The following is a 20,571-nucleotide window of genomic DNA, read 5'->3' on the forward strand; positions in this document are numbered from 1 at the left end:
CTCTCCTTTTATCTTTTTTCTTTTATTAATAAATAGAGAAAATAGGGAACACCGATAATGGAAATGACGATTCCTACTGGCAATTCAGCCGGTGCAAACACCGTCTTTGCGATATAGTCGGAAGCGATTACCAGGAAGGACCCAATCACCCCACACACAGGAAGCACATGTTTGTGGTGGATTCCTACAAGGTGTTTTGCAATGTGCGGGGACATCAACCCGATAAATCCGATGTTACCTGATACGGAAACACATGCACTCACTAAGCCGATACTGCTGAGCAAGAGAATCGAAGTTTCCTTTTCTACTGATATTCCGAGGCTTTTTATACTGGTCTGTTCCAATTGAAACAAATCCAATAAATAGGCCTTCCTCATAATGATGGGTATTAAGATTATTAGCCAAGGTAACATGGCGACGATGTATTTCCAATTGGCCGAGTAGATACTGCCTGAGATCCATACAGTGGCCATTTCAAAATCCGAAGATTTCATCTTCAAAGATATGTAGAGGGAAAGGGCCCCAAATGCCGAGCCAATCGCAATCCCGGTCAGTAAGAAACGACTCGTATCAAGGGATCCGTTTTTCCACGAAATAAGGAATATGATGAGGGCGGCTAAAATTCCACCAACCAATCCAAACAACGGAACGCTCATGATGGACAGCCAATCAGAACCTGCTCCAATATATTTACCTTGAAAGAAAAACATGAAGATGACGATGGCAGTTCCGGCCCCTGCATTTATTCCCAAGATGCCTGAATCCGCCAAACCGTTTCTCGTTACACCTTGAATGACAGCTCCTGCAATACCTAGTGCAAGTCCCACTAGACCGGCAATGACAATGCGGGGGAGCCTAAAATCAAAAATGACCAAATCGTAGTCTGCGACCGGGTTTATACGGAATAACGTCCGAACGACATCCATGACGGTCATATCAAAGGTACCGCTTACCAAGCTTAAATAGCTTGTCGCTATGATTAGGCAGATACCGACTGTCATTGTGATAACCAAGCGTTTCGATGATTGACTATACACTTTTTTCTCCTCCTTTCGTTCTTATTAAATATAGGAAGAAAGGGATGCCGATTAAGGAGGTGACCACTCCAATCGGCGTTTCGAATGGATAATTAACGAACCTACTGATTACATCGCATAATGCTAGGAAAATTCCACCGATTACACCAGCACAGGGAACGATCCATTTATAATCGATTCCTATTAAAAAGCGTGTGATGTGTGGGATGATCAACCCTATAAATCCAATCTTGCCGACGAGTGCTACTGCAATACCCGTTAGGCATACGACAGAGAGTAGGGAAACAAGCTTAACTAGTTTCGTACGTTGACCTAAGTTGATGGAGACTTCATCCCCCAGAGATAGAATGGTGATGGATTTGGAAATGAATAGAGCAAGGATGATGCCAATTGCCCCAATGGGGATCGAAAGTTTCAGGATGTCCGGATTGATCTGATGCAATCTTGCATTATACCAAAAACTAACACTCTGGGAAATTTGGAAGTAGGAGGCTATCGCAGCCGATATACTACTCAAAAATGTTCCGATTACCGTACCGATTATGGCTAGGCGTACCGGGGATAAACCATTATGTAGTAATGAACCAAAACCAAAAACTATGCCAGCCCCTAAGGCAGAACCCAGCATCGAAAAAAGAATCATATGGAAAGAAGACATGCCAGGAGCGAAAACCATGCAAAGAGTGATGACAAATGCAGAGCCATCGGTCACTCCCATGATTGAAGGGGATGCAAGATAGTTTCTTGTCATCCCCTGCATGAGTGCTCCTGATATGGCTAAAAATGCCCCAACAAGAAGGGCACCCAGAACCCTTGGCAATCGTGAAGTGATTATAATAGCATGATCGACGTTCTCTGGGTCATAATGCAAAAATGCATTCCATACTGTTATAAAGTCTATATTTTTTGCACCATAAAGAATGGACAAAATGGTTGTCAGAATAATTAAGACGGGTGCCATACATAGAATTATGATCGGTAATGAATTTATTTTTGCCATATCAATCAACGCACCTTACTGCCTATTTAGCTAAATTTTCCGATGCAGCTTTTAAGAAGGCTGTTTTACTCCAAGCTGTTCCACCTTGTGCAAGCGGATCAACAGAGTTCACAAACACCTTATCGTTTTTAACAGCCTCGATGCTCTTCCAAATGGAGTTGCTTTCCAATTCTTCTAAAGCTTTTGGTTTTTCAGCATTTTCGCTTTCTGAGAACTGTAGGAAGATATAGTCCGGGTTAATTTCAGCAAATTTCTCTAATGCAATCATTTCTTGCGCTTTGACTGGTTTAATTTCTTCAGGAACCGTTAATCCTAAATCAGCATATAACACTGGGTTGAAGTATACATCTTGAGGATAGAGGAATAGACTACCGTTTCTTACCCTCACAACCATTACCTTTTTATCCTTCAGGTTTTCGCCGACTTCCACTTTTGCTTTTTCAGCATCTTCTTTGTATTGAGAGATGATGGATTCGGCCTTGTCTTCCGTGCCGGACAGCTTGGCCATTAACCGTAAGTTGTCCTCCCAATCAGTAGAAATATGTGAGTAAGGAAATGTTGTAGCCACTTTATCTAATTTTTCCGTTACCGTACCGTCGGATTTGGATGTCCACATGATAGCATCTGGTTTAAGGCCAAGAATGGTTTCGTAGTTTGGCTGCATTTTCTCACCAATTGACTCTGCACCCTCAAGGTCTTTCGCCAAATATTCTGGAAGTTTTCCACCTACCGTTATAGCACCCACTGGTTTAACTCCTAATGCAGCGGCATCTTCCATTGACTCCAAACTTGCTGTCACTATTCTTTTAACTTCAGAAGGAATCGTATATTCCTTGCCAAGATAGGTTATCTTTTGTGTCTCTTGCTTCTTCGTTTCGGTCGCACTGCTTTTTTCAGAAGTATCTCCTGAACTGTTTTCAGCATTACCGCAAGCTCCAAGTCCAATACTAAAGACTGCCGCCATGCCAAGTACCATTAACTTTTTCTTCATGTTCTGACTCCCCTTATTCTAAAATATTTTTTTAAAAATGCGATACAAACAATATGTAGATGCTCTCTAGCGCAGTTAAAAATTTATTTCGATACCTGTCCAACTAGGAATCTAGTGAGTTAAACGAAGGTAACCAGTGATAACGATTATCATTATCATGCAATATACAATATATAGGTAATCCACAAAATTATCAATAGCATTTTTGTAAAAAAATAAAATATCATCATTAATTTTCTATGAAAAAGATATTCAGGAAAGGTGTGGTTGCAAATTTCACCATTGTTGATAAACTAAATGAGAAACATTATCATTTAGTGGGGAGTAAGTACTATCAATAAATGGGTTATGAAATACATGATAACTAGAAGTGAAGATTAATAGTCGAAAATTAAGTGATGGGAGGAATGAAAGAATATGGAGAAAGAAAAGGATAAGGCAGCAATGGTGGGTCACTCCAGGGAAGATGGAGAAGTAGTCTTGAAAGGGACGAGTCAATTCCTCATGAAATCTAGTAGGGAGGGACGGATGTACCAAATTTTCATCTATCGACCAAAAGAGGCACAGCCAGCAGGAGGATTTCCAGTCATATATGTGCTCGACGCCAATTCGGTGTTTGGAACCATTGTCGAGGCCATGCGTTTGCAGTCGAAGCGACCTGAAAAGACAGGGATCGTACCTGCCGTTATCGTCGGTATTGGATATCCGATAGACGGAGCATTTTCCACCGACCGTTATTATGACTTTACATTGCCCGTCGATTATTCAGAATTGCCAAAGAAACCTGATGGGGGGGATTGGCCTCCACATGGAGGGGCGGTGAACTTCTTGAATTTCATTGAAGAAGACCTCAAGCCCGAGATTATGAGTTCCATTAACATCAACCGGGGTAGACAAGCGCTTCTCGGTCATTCATTAGGTGGCTTGTTTACCCTGTATACCTTATTCAGTAATCCTCAAGCTTTTCAAACATATATCGCGGGTAGTCCCTCGATTCATTGGAATAAAAAGTGGTTTTCGGAAGAAGAGAATCATTTCCTGAGTCGATTGGGAAGGGATGATAGGGATATCTCCTTATTTGTAGGTGTGGGGGAATTCGAAAAAAATCACAAAAGTGGCATGAATGAAAATGCATTAGAACTCTCTAACCGTTTAAGAACTTCAACGAAAGGCCGGCTACATGTAAAGTTCACGGAGTTCGAGGAGGAAAATCACGTGTCTGTTTTACCTCCATTAATTAACAAGGGACTACGTTTTGCTTTAAGGGCAAATGGACCTGTGTAGGAATAGGTCTTTCTTAGCAAATCGATGAATACCCATTGACCGTGAAGATAGAAATGTATAACATTACCTGTAGAATTTAAATGATAATGATTATCATTATTGATAAAAGATAGAGGGAGAGCTGGTTAAAGTATTCTCTACCAAACGATTTTTGTAATGAAACTGAGAATCTGTTGCATGGTTGCACTAGATTCTTTTATTAAGAAAGGGAGAGTTAAGCATGTACTTTCAGGAATGTAAGGGGAAAGTGGCACTCGTAACGGGAGGAGCACAAGGGATTGGAGGTGCAGTCGTTCAGTCGTTAGCCAAGCTTGGTATCGTAGTAGCGGCGGTTGACTTCCAAACAGATAAATTACAGAAACACGTAGATGCCTTGAAGTCTGAAGGTTTAGAGGTATATGGGTTTTCAGCAGATGTAAGTGATAGTCCAGCCATCGACCGCATTGTTGATACGGTTGAGCGAGAGATTGGTCCAATAGAAATATTGGTGAATGTAGCCGGGGTTCTTAGCCCGGGGCTAATCGAGTCCTATAGTGATCAAGACTGGCAAAGGACTTTTGCCGTCAATTCCACTGGTGTCTTCAATGTCTCCCGTTCCGTGAGTAAACATATGATAAACAGGAAAAAAGGTTCGATTGTTACAGTGGGTTCCAATGCAGCGAGTGTCCCACGAATCAATTTAGCGGCCTATGCGGCATCCAAGGCAGCGGCCACCATGTTTACTAAGTGTCTAGGCTTGGAATTAGCTCAGCATAATATTCGTTGTAACATCGTTGCTCCTGGTTCGACCGCTACGGAAATGCAGTGGTCTTTATGGGAAGGTGATAATGGGGTAAAACCGGTCATCGATGGCATGCCTGAATTATATAAAGTAGGAATTCCACTGAAAAAAATTGCGGAACCTTCTAACATTGTCGATGCCATTCTTTTCTTCATATCCGACCAATCAAATCATATTACCATGAGTAATCTTTGTGTAGATGGTGGAGCTACATTAGGAGTCTAATAAGCTCGGAAGACCACTATAATATCTGACTATTCAATAACGAAGGGGTTATAGCACATGACTAAACATCCATATAATTCGACTGTATTGGAAAAACCGATGTTGGAAGATTACCAAGATGGCGACTTCTTTCTATCAAGCCCGAACCAAACCTTATTGGGAAAAGGTTCCTTGCTAACGGTTCCGGGAAATGAAGAAAAAGAGAATCAGATGGAGGATCTTGCTAACAGGGTTGCAGCAACGTTGGAGCGAGCAAAAAGGCTTGGACAGGATAATCCAATCGTCACCGGCGCCATACCGTTCGATTATAAGAAGCCCGCTAATCTGCATGTGCCAGAGACGATACATTCAACTGTACGTGTTCAAGAATATGGTCCTAGTAGAACAGTGGATACGGATTCAGTCCCTACATACCAAATTAAATCGGTTCCAGAGCCTGCCCAATATAAAGAAGGTGTCGAAGAAGGACTAGTACAGATAGCCAGTGGTCATCTGGACAAAATCGTCTTGGCTCGGTCCTTGCAACTTACATCTTCGATAAGTGTAAATATCAATGAGTTGCTTCATAACTTGGCAAGACAAAATACAAAGGGTTATACATTTGCCGTTGATTTGGGAGAGCAAGAAGATTCAAGCGTTTGCACCAAAACATTAATCGGCGCAAGCCCGGAACTACTAGTTTCAAGAACTGGCTTACACGTGGTGGCTAATCCGTTGGCAGGCTCCCGACCGCGAAGTGACGATCCAGTGGAAGATCAAAGACGTTCGAAGGAATTGCTTTCTTCTTCAAAAGATTTACATGAACATGCTGTCGTAGTAGAGGCAGTGGCGGAAGCACTTCGTCCATTTTTCAAGAAGATGGAAGTCCCCAAAAGCCCATCGGTAATAAGTACAGAGACAATGTGGCATCTATCGACAGAAGTGAAGGGGGAACTTGCGGATCCTGAAACTTCTTCTTTGGAGCTTGCCATCGCGCTTCACCCGACTCCTGCCGTATGCGGTTCGCCGTTTGAGCGGGCAAGGGAATCCATCTTGGAGATTGAACCTTTCGATCGGGGATATTTCACGGGAATGGTTGGATGGTGTGATGCAAATGGTGACGGTGAATGGATCGTCACGATTCGATGCGCAGAAGTGGAAGAAAAGGCGCTTCGTTTGTTTGCCGGAGCCGGCGTGGTCGGAGAATCTAAACCGGAAGAAGAACTTGCCGAAACTTCGGCTAAGTTTCAAACCATGCTTCGCGCAATGGGGATTGATACGGAATTATCAAAGTAATTGGCATGGAGGGGAAAGATGATGTTAGAAGGTTTTACTTCGTGGCCTAAGGATTTGGCTGATTTATATAGAAAAGAAGGTTGTTGGAAAGGGGAGACCTTTGGCGGCATACTACGTGACCGTGCCAAGGAGCATGGAGATCGGATTGCCATTACCGGGGGGGAAAGAAACCTGACTTATGCAGAGTTGGACGACCGTGCCGATCGGTTAGCGGTCGGCCTTCAAAAGTTAGGGATAAAGAAGAATGACAGGGTCGTCATCCAGCTTCCTAATGTCGTTGAGTTTTTTGAAGTCATTTTCGCCTTATTCAGGATCGGGGCTCTTCCTGTATATGCCCTTCCTTCCCATCGCAGCAATGAAATCGGGTATTTTTGCGAGTTCACTGAAGCCGTTGCTTACATCATTCCAGATAAACATGGTGGATTTGACTACAGAACACTTGCCCGAGGCGTTCAAAGTAAGAATGATAGCTTGTTGAATGTGATTGTGACAGGGGACGCAGAGGAGTTCACAAGTTTGGAAGGTTTATACGGAGAACCTGACGAATTGGTGGAAACAATCGTCCAGTCTAGTGATGTCGCTTTCCTACAGTTATCCGGCGGAAGTACGGGTTTATCAAAGTTAATTCCAAGAACACATGATGATTACATATACAGTTTAAGGTTAAGTGCTGAAATTTGCGGAATCAATCAAGATAGCATCTATCTAGCGGTGCTTCCTATCGCCCATAACTTTACGATGAGTTCTCCTGGCATCCTAGGCACATTATATGGTGGGGGACAGGTTGTCCTTTCACCTGGTCCTAGCCCTGATGAAGCATTTCCTCTCATTGAAAAACATGGTGCGACGATTACCGCACTCGTACCGCCCCTTGCATTGAGATGGCTTGAAGCCGTTTCATCCCGTAATGATGATTTATCAAGCCTTCAAGTGATGCAAGTTGGAGGAGCGAAGTTTAGCGCTGAGGCCGCCCGTCGAGTAGGCCCGGCCTTTCAGTGTAAATTACAGCAAGTATTCGGCATGGCGGAAGGACTAGTGAATTATACGAGGCTTGATGATTCAAATGAGCTCATCGTGAACACTCAAGGAAGTCCAATGTCAGAATTTGATGAAATTCGTGTGGTTGATGAAGAAGATAAGGAAGTTGCGCCCGGTGAAGTAGGGACATTATTGACAAGGGGGCCTTATACGATTTGCGGTTATTACAAGGCACCGGAACATAATGAGAAGGCCTTTACTAAAGATGGATTTTACCGTACGGGTGACTTGGTAAGCATAAATTCTTCAGGCTATTTAGTCGTTGAGGGCCGAGATAAGGATCAAATCAATCGAGGTGGCGAAAAAATTGCGGCAGAAGAAGTGGAAAACCATCTGCTGGCCCATGAAGCCGTTCATGATGCAGCCATTGTCTCGATGCCTGATGAATACCTTGGGGAGCGGTCATGCGCATTCGTGATACCAAGGGGGGAAACCCCTAAAGCCAGAGAGCTCAAACAGTTCTTGAAGGATAGGGGTCTGGCTACATTTAAAATTCCCGACCGAGTGGAATTCATCGAGACCTTTCCTAAAACGCCATTAGGAAAAGTAAGCAAAAAGGCACTTCGACAAATCATTTCTGACAAGCTAAATGAACGTAAAATAGCAACATTATTAAAATAAATTAGAAAAAGGAGTGATTTGATGGCTATTCCCGCTATCACACCATATGCAATGCCAGTTGAATCTGATTTACCAAAAAATAAGGTGGCATGGAAGGTGGAACCGAAGCGTTCGGTTCTTCTCATTCATGATATGCAACAATATTTTATCGATTTTTTCGAAAAAAATGATTCACCCATACCGGAACTATTGAAGAACATAACAACCATCAAGGATCGTTGTGTGGAATTAGGCATACCGGTAGTTTATACGGCGCAACCGGGAGATCAAAATCCTAAGGACCGTGCGCTCCTGACAGATTTTTGGGGAACGGGGCTCGATGATGACCCGAACCAGACAAGAATCGTGGGCGACGTTGCTCCGTCTGATGACGACATCATGCTGACTAAGTGGAGATACAGTGCATTCAAACGAACCAATCTTCTTGAATTAATGGAAGAACAGGGACGTGATCAACTTATTATTTGTGGAGTATATGCCCATATTGGATGCCTTTTAACGGCAAGCGAAGCGTTTATGCAAGATATACAACCATTCCTGGTGGCCGATGCGGTCGCTGATTTTTCGTTGGAAGAACATAAAATGGCCCTGAAATATGCCGCAGAGCGATGTGCGTTTACAACTTCAACGCTTCAGTTGCTTGATCAATTACAAGTTAGTGAACAATCATCACCTGCTAGTCAGGAAGGAGCCGATTGGACAATAGAGGAATTAAGGATGATGATTTTCGACCTTCTTGGCGAAGACCCTTCAGAAGGTCTTGAAGATCATGAGGATTTAATCGATAGAGGAATGGACTCCATTCGCATGATGAGCCTTGTGGAAATGTTGAGAGGAAAAGGGGCGGAAATCAATTTCATGCAAATGGCTGAGAAACCGACAATTGCTGATTGGTGGAACCTGCTATCTTCCCAGAAAGTTTTAGCTTGATCCGATGTGAAAAGGAGGTAAATGAGGTGAGTAATATGGAGAACCAAAAAACTCGCATGGCATTGTCCGGCGCACAGTCCGGCATATGGTTTGCGCAGCAACTAGAGCCGGATAACCCGATTTACAATACGGGTGAATACATAGAGATTAAAGGGAAAATGGAAGTAAGTAAGTTTGAAGCAGCGCTCATGCAGGCAGTAAGGGAGGCAGAAAGTTTACATATTCAATTTGGGGAGGACCAAAGCGGACCTTATCAAGTCCTGGTGGACTCCACTGAACTACCCTTTCAGTTCTTGGATGTAAGCGATCAAGATAATCCTGAAGAGAAGGCCTTGCAATGGATGAGAGAAGACCTGCTTCACCCCATTAACTTAAAAACGGACAGCCTTTACTCTCAAGCATTGTTTAAGGTTGGACCAGAACGGTATTTCTGGTATCAGCGGATTCATCATATAGTAATGGACGCCTTTGGATTTTCACTAATATCGCAGCGGGTCGCGAAGCTGTATACGGCACTTGTCCAAGGTCGACCATGTGAAGAGGCAGCCTTTAGTCCTTTCGTTAAGCTATTGGAGGAAGATGCTAGATACAGGGCGTCCGAGAAATTCGAAGCCGATCGTCAGTTTTGGCTGGAGCGCTTTGCTGATCAACCGGAAGTCATGAGCCTTGCTGAACGGGCTCCTAGGACATCTAACGGTTTTCTTAGCCAAACGGGTTATTTATCGACTGTTGCCACACAATCCTTTAAAAAAAATGCTCATAAATATTCGGGGACGTGGCATGAAGTGGCCATGGCTGTCACTGCTGTATATATTCATCGTCTGACGGGAACGGAAGACGTCATCCTCTCCCTGCCGATGATGGGGCGTTTAGGCTCTGCTTCAATCAATATTCCGAGTATGGTGATGAACTTACTTCCACTGCGTATAACCGTTCGACCGGATATGGCGTTGAAGGAAGTAGTGAAGCAAGTATCAAGCGAAGTGCGTCATATCCGCCGCCATCAAAACTATAGACATGAAGAACTTCGCCGTGACCTTAAGCTTCTTGGAGATAATCAAAGATTATTCGGTCCGCAAATCAATGTCATGCCTTTTGATTATGGATTGGACTTTGCGGGTAATCAAGCCATTACACATAAGCTGGCTACAGGCCCGGTCGATGACATATCGATAAACATATATGACAAGTCTGATGGAAATGGATTAAGAATCGATTTGGATGCTAACCCGGAAGTGTACGATTTGGAAGAGCTAGGCATTCACCATACCCGATTCTTAAGGTTGCTCGAGAAGGTGGCCACTGCAGAAGAGGTCCAGATGATCGGGGAACTTGAAGTGCTTTTACCAGAAGAACGTGAGAGGGTCATGCATCAGTGGAATCAAACCGCCGAGGAGATTCCGCCTGCCAACTTGCCAAGCCTGTTTGAAAAACAAGTAGCTAAAAGCCCATACCTAACAGCCCTGGTAGATGAAAAGACGGTCCTTAATTATGAGGAATTGAATAAGCGTGCCAATCAATTTGCCCATCTTTTATTGAAAAAAAATCTATGTCCGGAAAAATTCGTGGCGATTGCTTTACCACGCTCTGCGAACATGGTCGTGGTCATGTTGGGCGTATTAAAGACAGGGGCTGCATATTTACCAATCGATCCCGATTATCCCATTGACCGCATTGAATACATATTGAACGACGCGAAGCCTATTTGTCTAATAACAAACCGGGAAATTGCTTCAAAATTACCAAGTGGTGGCGAAACGGAACTCATCTTATTGGATGAGGCAGAGCATGCTCTTTCATCAGGAAAATATTCCGATGGAAATGTGGATGAGTCAAAGAGGAATGGAGCCATATCACCTCTTAACCCAGCTTATATGATCTATACATCCGGTTCCACAGGGAATCCGAAAGGTGTCGTCATTCAATCGGAAGGCTTGATTAATTTCCTTTCTTCCATGCAAAGCCAATTTTCCTTGAATCAAGAAGATAGGCTTCTGGCGGTCACCACCATCGCATTTGACATATCCGGTTTAGAAATGTACTTGCCACTTCTTAATGGAGCCAGCTGCGTCGTTGCAGCCAAGGAGAAGATACAAGAACCCAAGGCGTTGGCAGACATCATTACCGAACATGATATTACCATCATGCAGGCGACACCGACGCTTTGGCATGCCATGGTTTCCAATTATCCAGATGTAATCAAGGGGCTTAAGGTCCTTGTTGGTGGGGAGGCTCTTTCCATTAGTCTAGCCACAGCATTAAAGGATTTAGGGTGTGAAGTAACCAACTTATATGGTCCAACTGAAACGACGATATGGTCGACATCTAAAAAGCTGGATTCCAGTCAGACAGGCATGCCATCCATAGGATCACCCCTTTGGAATACACGGGTGTTTGTACTCGATGCAGGTTTACAACCAGTCCCTCCCGGAATCGTTGGCGAATTGTATATTGCAGGGAAAGGGCTAGCCCGGGGGTATCTAGGTCGCCCGGATTTAACAGCAGAGCGTTTTGTCGCCAACCCGAATGGTCCTAAGGGCAGCCGGATGTACCGTACAGGTGATTTGGTTCGTTGGAGAGTGGATGGTTCACTGGATTATATTAGTCGCGCTGACCATCAAATTAAAATACGTGGTTTCCGGATCGAGCTTGGAGAAATCGAGGCAAAGCTTGTCCAACATCCTGAGGTTTTACAAGCGGCCGTGATTGTTCGCGAGGAGATTCCTGGTGATAAACGAATTGTGGCTTATATTGTTCCTTCGCTGGATTCGACAGTGGATCCAGGGGAACTTCGCGCATTTATTGGCAGTAGTCTTCCGGATTATATGATTCCATCGGCAATCGTTGAGATGCAAGAGTTGCCGCTAACTCCAAATGGGAAGCTTAATCGTAAAGAATTGCCAGTGCCCGATCTCTACTCGCTGATTTCAGACCGAGCACCAAGAACACCGCAAGAGGAAATTCTGAGCGAGTTGTTTGCTGAAGTTCTAGGTCTATCTAGAGTAGGAATTGATGATAGCTTCTTTAATTTAGGTGGGCATTCACTCCTAGCATCAACTCTGATGGCACGAATACGCAATACATTCGGAGTGGAACTCGGCATAGGCAAGATTTTTGAGTCACCGACCGTGGCGGGTCTTGCAAAACAGCTCTCCAATGGAAAAAGTGCCCGATTGCCCGTGAAAAAAACGAGTAAGCCCAAAAAGATACCCCTTTCCTTTGCACAGAGGAGATTGTGGTTCCTACACAGTCTTGAAGGCCCTAGTCCAACCTATAATATTCCGTTGGTCATAGAATTATCAGGAAACCTTGATACGAATGCTCTCGAGGCAGCAATCAATGACCTGGTTGCTCATCATGATACGTTACGGACGATTTTTCCAGTAACGGAGGGGAATGCCCATCAAAGCATCATTGACCCTTCTGAGGCCCGGGTTGAATTGTTAATAACTAGAGTAAAAGCGGCGGACCTGGATGCGATTGCAGTCGCTACGCGTTATAGCTTTAATCTCGCTGTGGAGCCATCCATTTATGCTCAGCTTTTCTCAGTGGAACCGGATCAGCATGTGTTAGTTTTACTTTTACATCACATTGTAGCCGATGGATGGTCCCTTACCCCTCTTACGCGAGATTTGTCTGCGGCTTATAAAGCCAGAATTCTTGGAGAGATACCTAACTTGACTCCTCTTCCTGTCCATTATGCGGATTATGCGCTTTGGCAGGAAGAATTGTTGGGAAAAGAGAACGATGAAGCTAGCTTAGTGAAAGAACAGCTTGATTATTGGAAGGAGACACTGGCGAATCTTCCCGATCAGTTGGAGTTGCCTATGGATTTCCCTCGGCCTATCGAACCAAGCTATAAGGGGGATACATTGAAGTTTATGATTTCTCCTGTCCTGCATCGTAGATTAGTGGATGTGGCTCGTGAAAACGGAGTCAGCTTATTCATGGTATTGCAGGCGGGACTTGCGACCTTGCTTACTCGCCTTGGAGCGGGTACGGACATTCCGATTGGAAGTCCGATTGCAGGGCGAAGCGACGATGCTTTGAGCGAAATAGTCGGATTATTTATTAATACCCTGGTGCTCCGTACGGATACTTCTGGAGACCCAACTTTCCGTGAACTTCTTGAAAGGGTAAGGAACGTTGATTTACAGGCGTATGAACATCAAGACATGCCTTTTGAACGCTTGGTAGAAGAACTGAATCCACCACGTTCACGATCTAGGCATCCATTATTCCAAATCATGCTTGCCCTGCAGAATACGCCTGAGCCAAAGCTAGAGCTTCCGAGCATTCATTCCAACCTAGAGCTATATAGTGTGGGGACTTCCAAATTCGATATGACGATTGAGATTCGGGAAATGCATGATGACACAGGAAAACCGGATGGAATGAGCGGGTTTCTTGAATATAGTGCAGATCTATATAAACCTGAAACCATCGAAAGGATGCTTAATCGATTCGTACGAGTATTAGAGGGGGCTGTAATGGACCCGGACCAGGCAATCGGACGATTGGAAATATTGGAGCCAAAAGAACGTCAAGAAATTCTTGTTGATTGGAATCAGCATGGTGAAGAAATCCCTGATTCCTGTTTACCAGCTTTGTTTGAAGAACAAGTGAACAGGTATCCAGATAAAATCGCTGCTGTATATGAAGATGAATCCCTAACATATGAAGAGCTAAATCATAGGGCAAACCAGCTTGCCCGTCTGCTAATGGCTAAAGGGGTTGCATCGGAGCAATTTGTAGCATTGGCCACACCAAGATCATTGGATATGGTGGTTGGCATACTTGCTGTACTGAAGGCGGGGGCGGCTTATTTGCCTCTAGATCCTGAATATCCTATCGACAGATTGTCTTTCATGCTTCAGGATGCGAAGCCTAGCTACGTCCTTACAAGTTCCAGTGTGGTAACTAGCCTTCCAAATCTGCATGATATCCAACAAATTGTATTGGACGATCCTAGAACGTTAGTGGAAATGTCACGATATTCAACAGATAACCCACTAGATCGTGAACGGAAACAGCCTTTATCACCATTAAACGCAGCTTATATTATTTATACTTCAGGTTCAACGGGTGTACCAAAAGGGGTAGTCGTCCCCCATCAAAATGTAGTCCGGCTCTTTGGGTCGACAGAAGACTGGTACCAGTTCAATTCGGATGATGTTTGGACGATGTTCCACTCTTATGCTTTCGATTTTTCGGTATGGGAAATATGGGGGGCGCTTCTTCATGGCGGGAAGCTTATAGTTGTATCTCATTCAATCAGCCGGTCACCAGAAGAGTTTTTACAGCTCCTTGTGGATGAAGGAGTCACGGTTCTTAACCAGACCCCATCTGCCTTTTATCAATTAATGCAGGCGGATCGTAACAAGCCGGAACTTGGACAGAATCTAACGTTACGGTATGTGATTTATGGTGGGGAGGCACTTGAACTAAGCCGCTTGGAGGATTGGTATAGCCGTCATCCAGAAACTGCGCCACGATTGATTAATATGTATGGAATTACGGAAACGACCGTTCATGTAAGTTATCTGGAGCTTAACAGGGAAGTCACCGCCGTGAAGGCGAACAGTCTCATAGGCTGTGCCATACCGGATCTTGGGGTGTATATTTTGGATGCGAGCCTACAACCGATACCTGCAGGAGTAACTGGGGAGATGTATGTCTCTGGTTCAGGTTTGGCCCGCGGGTATCTTGGGCGCCATGGTTTGACGGCAGAGCGTTTTGTTGCTAATCCATTCGGTCCATCAGGAACCAGGATGTATCGGACCGGAGATTTAGCCAGATGGCGTGCTGATGGCTCATTGGACTATATGGGACGGGCCGATCACCAAATCAAGATTCGCGGTTTCCGTATCGAGCTGGGAGAAATTGAATCATTACTTGTCCAGTGTCCTTATCTGGAGCAAGTTGCCGTCATCGTTCGTGAAGATCACCCAGGTGATAAGAGATTGGTGGCTTATGCTGTGCCAGCGGCAAATGCTGTTTTCAATCCAGCCGAGTTACGTCGGTTTGTGGCAGCAAGCCTTCCAGATTACATGATTCCATCTGCATTTGTCCAAATGGCCGATTTGCCTTTGACGGCAAATGGAAAGTTGGATCGAAAGGCGTTGCCAGTACCCGATTTCGGTGCAGCCGTTTCAGGGCGTGGACCAAGGACCCCACAGGAAGAAATCTTATGTAAACTGTTCATGGAAATTCTTGATGTTCCACACGTTGGAATCGATGATGGATTCTTTGATCTGGGAGGGCATTCCCTGCTTGCCGTCCAGCTGATGAGTAAGATACGTGAAGCGCTTGGCGTTGAATTGAGCATCGGAAACTTATTTGAAGAGCCGACAGTAGCTGGCCTAGCAGAAAGGCTTGAAATGAGTTCGAGTCAGAGTGCTTTGGATGTCTTGTTGCCACTACGCAAAAGTGGCGAGGAACTTCCACTGTTCTGTATACACCCAGCGGGAGGATTGAGCTGGTGCTACGCCGGGCTAATGACGGCTCTTGGTCCAGATTACCCAATATATGGACTGCAAGCTCGGGGGATTTCTGAGCGTGAGCGCTATCCGGAAACACTGGTAGAGATGGCAGCAGATTATATCGAACATCTCCGCAAAATCCAGCCAAAAGGCCCTTATCGTTTATTGGGTTGGTCACTGGGTGGAAATGTCGTGCATGCCATGGCTACCCAACTGCAAAACGAAGGGGAAGAAGTCCAACTTGTGGCCATTCTGGATGCATTTCCAAGTCAATTTTTGCCGACTACTAATGCTCCTGGTGATGAGGAAGCATTGATCGCCCTGCTTGCCTTGGGTGGGTATGATCCTGATAGTTTAGGAGACAAGCCATTGGATGATGCTGGTGCCATAGAGATTCTGCACCAAGATGGAAGTGCATTAGCTAGTTTGGAAGAAAAGACAATCCTTAACCTGAAGGAAACCTATGTGAATTCTGTTCGTATCATGGGTGAATATGAACCAGGAGTGTTCAATGGTAATGTTTTGTTCTTTAAATCAACACTCATACCAGAATGGTTCCCTAGCCTTTCAACGGATACATGGAAACCATATATAAATGGATTGATTGAACAACATGATATTGAGTGCCGTCATAAGGATATGTGTCAACCTGAGCCACTTGCGGAAATCGGACAGGTGATTGCAAACAAGCTTTCAAATATGAAAAAAAATTACGCATTAATTAATGAAGGTGGAGATGAAGAATGACTAACCCTTTTGAGAACGAGAATGGTACGTATAAAGTATTGATAAATGAAGAAGGTCAGCATTCCCTCTGGCCTGCCTTTTTGGACATACCAGAAGGTTGGTCCACCATTTATGGAGAAGAAAGCAAAAAGAATTGCTTGGACTATATTAATGCCAACTGGACGGATCTTCAGCCTAAGAGCCTAAAGCTCGTATCGAGCCTTGATGGCGTAAAGTGAACGTGCGCATACACGAGAATCCTAAATTAGTCGTTTGCATGGTTTATGTGATTGCCATGTTCATGGTTTCGATGGACGGCACGATCGTCAATGTCATTCTTCCCGTCATCGGCCAGGAATTCAATGTCATCCCCTCAGCCACAAGCGGTATTAATATAGGCTACTTAGTAAGCCTCGCGGTCTTTCTCCCTATATCGGGGTGGCTTGGGGATCGATATGGTACCAAGAAAATTTTCCTATTGGCACTTGGGGTTTTCACACTCGCTTCCCTTCTATGCGGATTTGCGACAAACCTAGAGACCTTGACCTTATTTCGGGCCTTGCAGGGTGCAGGCGGTGGACTCCTTACTCCAGTAGGAATGGCAATCTTATTTAGGACATTTTCTCAGAAAGAACGAATGAAAGTGTCAAGGACCCTTGTCTTGCCCATTGCCTTTGCACCAGCCATTGGTCCGGTTGTCGGTGGTTTCTTTGCGGAACAGCTATCTTGGAGCTGGGCTTTTTATATCAACATTCCTTTTGGAATCATCGCTTTCCTTATCGGTTTGCTGTTCTTGAAGGAACATAAAGAGCCATCGGCCGGCAGGCTTGACCTGACAGGGTTTCTGTTATCAGCTGCCGGTTTGTCGATGGTCATGTATGCACTGAGTACCGGTCCTTCAAAGGGATGGAGTTATCCAGTCATTATGTATACGGGACTGATTGGCTTCATACTTGTCTGTTTGTTTGTATGGCGAGAATTACGGGTCAAGGAACCCATGCTGGATTTAAGCTTATTATCGGACAAATTGTTCCGTTCTCTTGGCCTTATTTCTCTATTATCGCAAGCAGCATTAATGGGAATGCTCTTTATATTCCCGTTAATGTATCAGAATGCCATGAACGCCTCTGCCCTGGATAGTGGATTGGCCACTTTTCCTGAGGCATTGGGGCTTATGGTAGCATCCAGGATGATTCCTTGGACTTTCAAGAAATTGAATGGCCAGCAGGTGATCTGCCTTGGGCTACTTGGGACGGCCTTAATCTTTGCCATCATCAGTATTGTTGGTCCGACAGCGAATCCTTGGTCTTTACGACTCTTATTATTTAGTGTCGGCATCTGCTTGGGACATGCAGTGATTGCTGTACAGTCTTCCATTTTCACGAATATTACTTCAGCATCGATGGGAAGGGCAACTACATTATTCAATGTCCAGAATCGATTCGGCTCAGCTGTTGGGGTAGCCGTACTAGCGAGTGTGTTGGGAGCCTTGGGGACAAGCGAGGTGGCAAGGAACGGAATAGAACAGAGTAACTTGGCATCCTATCAATATGCTCTCCTTGGCACATCAGTCTTTCTTGTTATAGGTCTTACTATCTCGTTAAGTCTGAAGAAAGAAGACTTTAAGAGCATCTTGCCAAGTCAGAAATCGACTGAAATTCCTAAGACAGAACCAGTCAGAATGAGTAAGTGACAAAATTCCAGATGGAGATGCTTGAAATAGAGGGTTGCTGTGATTCTAATCAGCGGCCCCTATTTATTTGTTTGAAGAGTATAAAAGGGGGGGCTAGATGTGATTGAACTATATAGTTGTAAATTGCCTACGAGCAGGGAAAATGCGGATATAGACAATTTGCTTGTTCATGTTTCAAAAGAAAGGCAGAGCCGATTGAAAAGGTTTGTGAAGACTGATGATGCATATCGTTCCCTGATTGGGGATTTGTTGGTGCGTTTCGCATTAAAAGAACGATACGGCTCGATGGATAGGGAACTGAGAATTCAAACGAATGAATATGGCAAGCCGTTTTTATGTGACTTTCCTTCCTTCCACTATAATATCTCCCACTCTGGTGAATATGTAGTGTGTGTGGTTCATGATGACGCAGTGGGTGTGGATATAGAATACATAGGACCATTTGATTTACCCCTCGCCAAAGAGCTTTTTACTAAAGAAGAGTATCAATACGTTTTGAATGATAGAGAAGTCGGCCTTGGTGCCTTTTATGACATCTGGACCTTGAAAGAGAGTTATGTGAAAGCGGTTGGTGAAGGCTTATCCATGCCATTACAGGGGTTTTCTATGAAAAAGTGTAGCAATGGATCCATCCAAATCACAGATATGGAAACAGAAAGACAGATTAGGGATTACATATGCAGACAGTACACAATAGACAATCACTACTGTTTATCTGTTTGCGCCCATCATGCCAATGCAGATCAATTTAGAAATGAACCGACATGTGTCACGTTTCAGGATGTATGCGAGAGTTTGAATGTTCCTTCCTGAATATGTACAGGGCGTTGGAAAACGGTGTTTAGATAGGGAAGAGATAAAAACAATGGCCTTTGGCCTAAGTCTGGTATAGACCCTATTACTGATGGAGGAATGAAATGTGAAACAAATTAATGTTGCCCAGGTTATAGAAGGGAGTAAGTTTAACTCTTTTCATTTAACTGTTTTACTATGGTGTATTTTTCTCATCCTTTTCGATGGATATGATCTAGTCGTTTATGGAGCCGTCATTCCAACCTTAAGTCAAGAATGGCGGACCGCACCGGGCATCTTGGGATTGATAGGGAGTTTGACGTTGGTAGGTGGTTTAATAGGCTCACTTATTTGCGGGATCGTAGCGGATAAAGTAGGGAGAAAGAAAGTAATCATAGCTTGTGTTGCTATTTTTGGCTCGTTTACTTTATTGACAGGTTTAGCAAAGGGACCGGTAGATTTTGCGATATACCGTTTTCTTGCAGGGCTTGGTTTGGGCGGCATTCCGCCGTTATTGGTGGTGCTCACCTCTGAATATTCTCCCAAGCCGATTAAGAATATGATGGTGGGTATCATGTTCAGCGGATATTCGATTGGCGGTATATTAGTCTCTCTTTTCGGAATGAAGGTCATTCCGGAGTTGGGATGGGAATGGATGTTTTTCATAGGGGCCATTCCCTTATTGGCCATTCCCTTTTTAATTAAATCTTTACCTGAATCCCTTTATTATTATGTGGAAAAGGGAGACTATGAAAAAGCGAAGGGAATAGTGGCTCGTTTAAATCCCTCTTATGTTCCCCATGATGCAGATCGATTTATCATGAATTTATCAACTTCCGGTGTTCCAGTGGTAAAGCTCTTCGAGAATCGCCGTGGAAGATCCACCATCATGTTTTGGATCGCATGCTTTATGGGATTGCTAATGGTATATGGATTGGGTACGTGGTTGCCTCAACTGATGATTAAAGCGGGCTATCCGTTGAATTCCAGCCTGCTGTTTCTTTGTTGCTTGAACATTGGAGCGATCGTCGGTTCGGTATGCGGGGGTTGGCTAGCAGATCGAATTGGCTCAAAACGAGTGTTGATCAGTTACTTCAGTATAGGCGCGGTTTGCTTGCTCCTCCTTGGTTTTAAACCAGGGTCATTCTTTCTATATGTTTTGGTGGCAATAGCAGGGGCTGCGACAATTGGATCGCAAAATTTAAACAATGCTTATATCTCCATGTTCTATCCGACACAGATAAAGTCGACAGCACTGGGGTGGGCATTAGGTATAGGTAGGTTTGGGGCTATAGTGGGACCAACAATCGGTGGGCTGTTAATCGAGTGGGAGTTGCCTATTTATATAAACTTCCTCAGCTTTTCGATTCCCGCTTTTATTGCTGCGATCTCCATTAGTCTTGTCCAAAATAAATATAATAGCACCATGAATCTTGAACTCTCTTCTCCCAAACGATATCAAAAGATTATTTGAATACTTTATTGATCGCGTCAAAGGAGGGATGGGATTTTGGCTGAGTATACTTGCCAAGTATGTGACAAGACATTCAAAAGCTATAATGCAGATGCTAAGTATTGCTCTCAATCGTGTAAGGGAAAGGCTTATATAAAATATCCAATAAGACATTGTGAATCATGTAATCGACCCTTTAAACCAAGAACTGCATCAAATAAATATTGTTCAATGGGATGCAGT

General features: G+C 44.1%; 13 protein-coding genes. 10 read left to right on the forward strand and 3 right to left on the reverse strand.

Going from position 1 to position 20,571, the window contains the following annotated elements; translation table 11 throughout:
- Positions 1-8: 8 nt before the first annotated feature.
- Genes AC503W_RS01160 through AC503W_RS01170 form a run of 3 tightly spaced genes read right to left on the reverse strand, consistent with a single transcriptional unit; the run spans position 9 to position 3,028 of the window.
- Positions 9-1,001 carry a FecCD family ABC transporter permease gene (locus AC503W_RS01160; RefSeq protein ID WP_402991445.1) on the reverse strand — a complete coding sequence of 331 codons (993 nt, stop codon included), beginning with the start codon at positions 999-1,001 and terminating at the stop codon, positions 9-11.
- A gap of 28 nt (positions 1,002-1,029) precedes the next feature.
- A complete protein-coding gene (locus AC503W_RS01165; protein WP_402959245.1) occupies positions 1,030-2,037 on the reverse strand; it encodes a FecCD family ABC transporter permease in 1,008 nt (335 codons plus the stop codon).
- Between the two features lie 22 nt (positions 2,038-2,059).
- Entirely contained in the window at positions 2,060-3,028 is a 969-nt protein-coding gene (locus AC503W_RS01170) for an iron-hydroxamate ABC transporter substrate-binding protein (protein WP_402991393.1), read from the reverse strand.
- 417 nt (positions 3,029-3,445) lie between these two features.
- Here AC503W_RS01170 and AC503W_RS01175 point away from each other — a divergent pair, with 417 nt between their 5' ends.
- From AC503W_RS01175 to AC503W_RS01220, 10 genes are all read left to right on the forward strand, one after another.
- Positions 3,446-4,312 (forward strand): alpha/beta hydrolase, encoded by an 867-nt coding sequence (locus AC503W_RS01175; protein WP_402991396.1) that lies wholly within the window; start codon positions 3,446-3,448, stop codon positions 4,310-4,312.
- A gap of 220 nt (positions 4,313-4,532) precedes the next feature.
- Positions 4,533-5,318, forward strand: coding sequence for a 2,3-dihydro-2,3-dihydroxybenzoate dehydrogenase (locus AC503W_RS01180; RefSeq protein ID WP_402991399.1), 786 nt, complete (start codon positions 4,533-4,535; stop codon positions 5,316-5,318).
- A 57-nt stretch (positions 5,319-5,375) separates the two neighbouring features.
- Positions 5,376-6,593, forward strand: coding sequence for an isochorismate synthase DhbC (gene dhbC / locus AC503W_RS01185; protein ID WP_402991402.1), 1,218 nt, complete (start codon positions 5,376-5,378; stop codon positions 6,591-6,593).
- 21 nt (positions 6,594-6,614) lie between these two features.
- Complete coding sequence (locus AC503W_RS01190) at positions 6,615-8,252, forward strand: (2,3-dihydroxybenzoyl)adenylate synthase (protein WP_402875609.1); 1,638 nt, start codon at positions 6,615-6,617, stop codon at positions 8,250-8,252.
- 21 nt (positions 8,253-8,273) lie between these two features.
- Entirely contained in the window at positions 8,274-9,182 is a 909-nt protein-coding gene (locus AC503W_RS01195; protein ID WP_494915715.1) for an isochorismatase family protein, read from the forward strand.
- Positions 9,183-9,217: 35 nt separating this feature from the next.
- Positions 9,218-16,411, forward strand: coding sequence for an amino acid adenylation domain-containing protein (locus AC503W_RS01200; protein ID WP_494915717.1), 7,194 nt, complete (start codon positions 9,218-9,220; stop codon positions 16,409-16,411).
- Entirely contained in the window at positions 16,408-16,629 is a 222-nt protein-coding gene (locus AC503W_RS01205; RefSeq protein ID WP_402875615.1) for an MbtH family protein, read from the forward strand. Before AC503W_RS01200 ends, AC503W_RS01205 begins: the two co-directional genes overlap by 4 nt.
- A 2-nt stretch (positions 16,630-16,631) precedes the next feature.
- Complete coding sequence (locus AC503W_RS01210; RefSeq protein WP_494915719.1) at positions 16,632-18,083, forward strand: MDR family MFS transporter; 1,452 nt, start codon at positions 16,632-16,634, stop codon at positions 18,081-18,083.
- A 99-nt stretch (positions 18,084-18,182) separates the two neighbouring features.
- Positions 18,183-18,896 (forward strand): 4'-phosphopantetheinyl transferase family protein, encoded by a 714-nt coding sequence (locus AC503W_RS01215; protein ID WP_494915721.1) that lies wholly within the window; start codon positions 18,183-18,185, stop codon positions 18,894-18,896.
- Positions 18,897-19,002: 106 nt separating this feature from the next.
- A complete protein-coding gene (locus AC503W_RS01220) occupies positions 19,003-20,349 on the forward strand; it encodes an MFS transporter (protein ID WP_494915722.1) in 1,347 nt (448 codons plus the stop codon).
- The last annotated feature ends 222 nt before the right edge of the window (positions 20,350-20,571 follow it).

The organism is Peribacillus suis, assembly GCF_059384845.1.